The organism is Armatimonas sp., assembly GCF_031410135.1.
Classification (GTDB): domain Bacteria; phylum Armatimonadota; class Armatimonadia; order Armatimonadales; family Armatimonadaceae; genus Armatimonas.
Genome location: NZ_JANNYP010000693.1, coordinates 1 through 2,039, shown reverse-complemented (window position 1 = coordinate 2,039; position 2,039 = coordinate 1). Strand labels below are relative to the sequence as shown.

Here is a 2,039-nt window from a genome sequence, read left to right as displayed (position 1 = left end):
CAAAGCGCTGGCACTGGGCGATCAGCTCCTGAAACTTAAAGTCCCCCGGTGCGACTCCCTCGGGGTGCTCGGCGAGAAACTTTGCGATCACGCGCACGGAGTCCGGGGCGATAAACGTGCCACCGCCTTGGTGCTTCATGTCCGACCAGAGGACAATGGTGAGAAGCGCCTGCTCGCGGCTATCGAGAAAGTGCCGGAAGTAGCTGCCGTCCTTGTGCCACCCCCCAACTTTGGCACTGGGTGGCTGCCAGGGCTCATCGGCGCCCCGGTGGAAGTTGGCGACGAAGGCATCCGACCAAAGAAACGAGTTGATGGTGCTAAAGTGCGCCGACTCGATCTGCATCACTTGCGTCTCCAACCGCTCCTCGCCCCCGACCACCTCGCAGAGTGCGGCCCACGCTTTCGGGGCCAGCTCGCTCACGGGAAGCTGCTGGTGGTGATCCATCCAGACAATGTCTTTTTTCCAGGTACTCGGGTCACGTTCATCGTAGCTGAGGCGGGCAAAGCCGTCGTCCACCCAGTGCTGGGCAAGCTCGGGATCAAGACAGTCTTTAACAACCAAATAGCCATTGTCTAAAAAGCTCTGCACCTGCGCATCGCTTAAAATAGGGAAGCCCTTCATGGTGGTACAAGTTCATGGTGCCCCCCTTGATTTCCTGCTCAATCTGGGGGAACATTAGAAAGTCTTGTCGGTGGGCCACTCCTCATACTTGCGCTCCAGATGACGCTGGATGAGCGCGGCCACCAATATACCTGCTAGTAAAAAACAAAATAAGTAGTACATCGTCGTCTTCTCTCCTATACCTTAGAGTTTTGGTTAGGTAGGAATATGCGACTCTTGTTCAAATTGCTGGATTTCCCGCCGGATTAGCCAGAGCGGAATCGCCCCAAAGACCCCGAAGGAGCAATCAATGAGCCGCCAGCCAAAGGGAATCCCGCGTAGTGGCCCGGCGATCAGGGCAAGAGGCAGCACCATGGCGCAGGCGATCAGCCCGAACTCGATCACCCAGATATTGCGCACCGGGTCGCGCCACGGCCCGATAAACGCCACGGCAATGACCAAGTGCGCAAAGGCCAGCCAGTCGGTGCCGTAGGCCAGAAACGGGTAGTGCTTGTCCGTCTCCACCAGCCCCGTGTGCACCGTGCGGAGCCACTGGGCAAGCGCACTGTCGCCGCTACCAAACCAGCGGACTAAGAGCCCCAGCTCCCAGGTCAGCGGGAACGCCGTCACGCCCGAGAGCACCAGCCCGACAATAAACACCGCCAGCCAGAAGCGAATCCGTTGCAGGCGTCTTTCGGAAGTCATGGTCACTATTTCGGGCGCAGAAGCTTTTCTTCCTGCTCCAGCCACGCGCGTTGTTGCTGTGTCGTCTGATCCCGACGAACCTGCTCCAGCGCCTCACGGGCATCGTCCAGCCTCCCCAGTTTGCGAAATGCCTCGGTTTGGTAGAGTAAGAGCGTCGCCGCAGAGCTCATTCGTCCCATGACCTCGCCGTATTGCTCACGCAGTTTGTGTCCGTCGTCGGTTAGCTCTAGCACACGTCGCCAGTGCCCTTGTCGTTTGGCATCCTCTAAGAACGACATCAAGCGTGCGTTTTTTTGATCCAGTAGCTGATAGACACCATCGTAGTACCATGGGTATTGTGGGAGCTGTCGCTGAGAGGCTATCACAGGCTTAGTAAAGTGTAGGTCAGGCTTTCCCTTACGGCGAACCGTCAGTTGGATTTTCGGTGCGGGGGAGCCCGAGCTAGTAGGAAAAAACCACAGTGTATTAGGTTCGGAGAATTTTCCGGTCGAAATATAGCGTCGGCCTTGCTCATCAGTCAGCTCCACCGTAGGGGCTTCCTCTTGTGGTCTAGTTTGTGGGATTCCGAGGCAGACATAGACTTCTCCTCGTGTATTCACAAAGGCATAGCGTAGTGTAATCTTAGTCCCTACATAGACATTCTCAAAGAGAGAAGTAATACTGTCTTGATTCAGGATCTTCTTGCCAGGGAAGCGCGTATCAAAATGCTCAGGACGGGTTGATAGATCGGTTC

2 protein-coding genes and 1 pseudogene are annotated in these 2,039 nt (G+C 56.3%); all 3 read right to left on the bottom strand.

Going from position 1 to position 2,039, the window contains the following annotated elements; all coding sequences use genetic code 11:
* Positions 1-622, bottom strand: a pseudogene (locus RMO15_RS25425) (hypothetical protein); the annotation flags it as partial.
* Between the two features lie 195 nt (positions 623-817).
* Positions 818-1,306, bottom strand: coding sequence for a hypothetical protein (locus tag RMO15_RS25420; protein WP_309719320.1), 489 nt, complete (start codon positions 1,304-1,306; stop codon positions 818-820).
* A 5-nt stretch (positions 1,307-1,311) separates the two neighbouring features.
* On the bottom strand, positions 1,312-2,039 hold a 728-nt coding region (locus tag RMO15_RS25415), incomplete at its 5' end, for a hypothetical protein (protein WP_309719317.1).

Excerpts from the sequence above, each read along its gene's own strand:
- RMO15_RS25420 (WP_309719320.1), bottom strand. The coding sequence starts at position 1,306 with ATGACTTCCGAAAGACGCCTGCAACGGATTCGCTTCTGGCTGGCGGTG.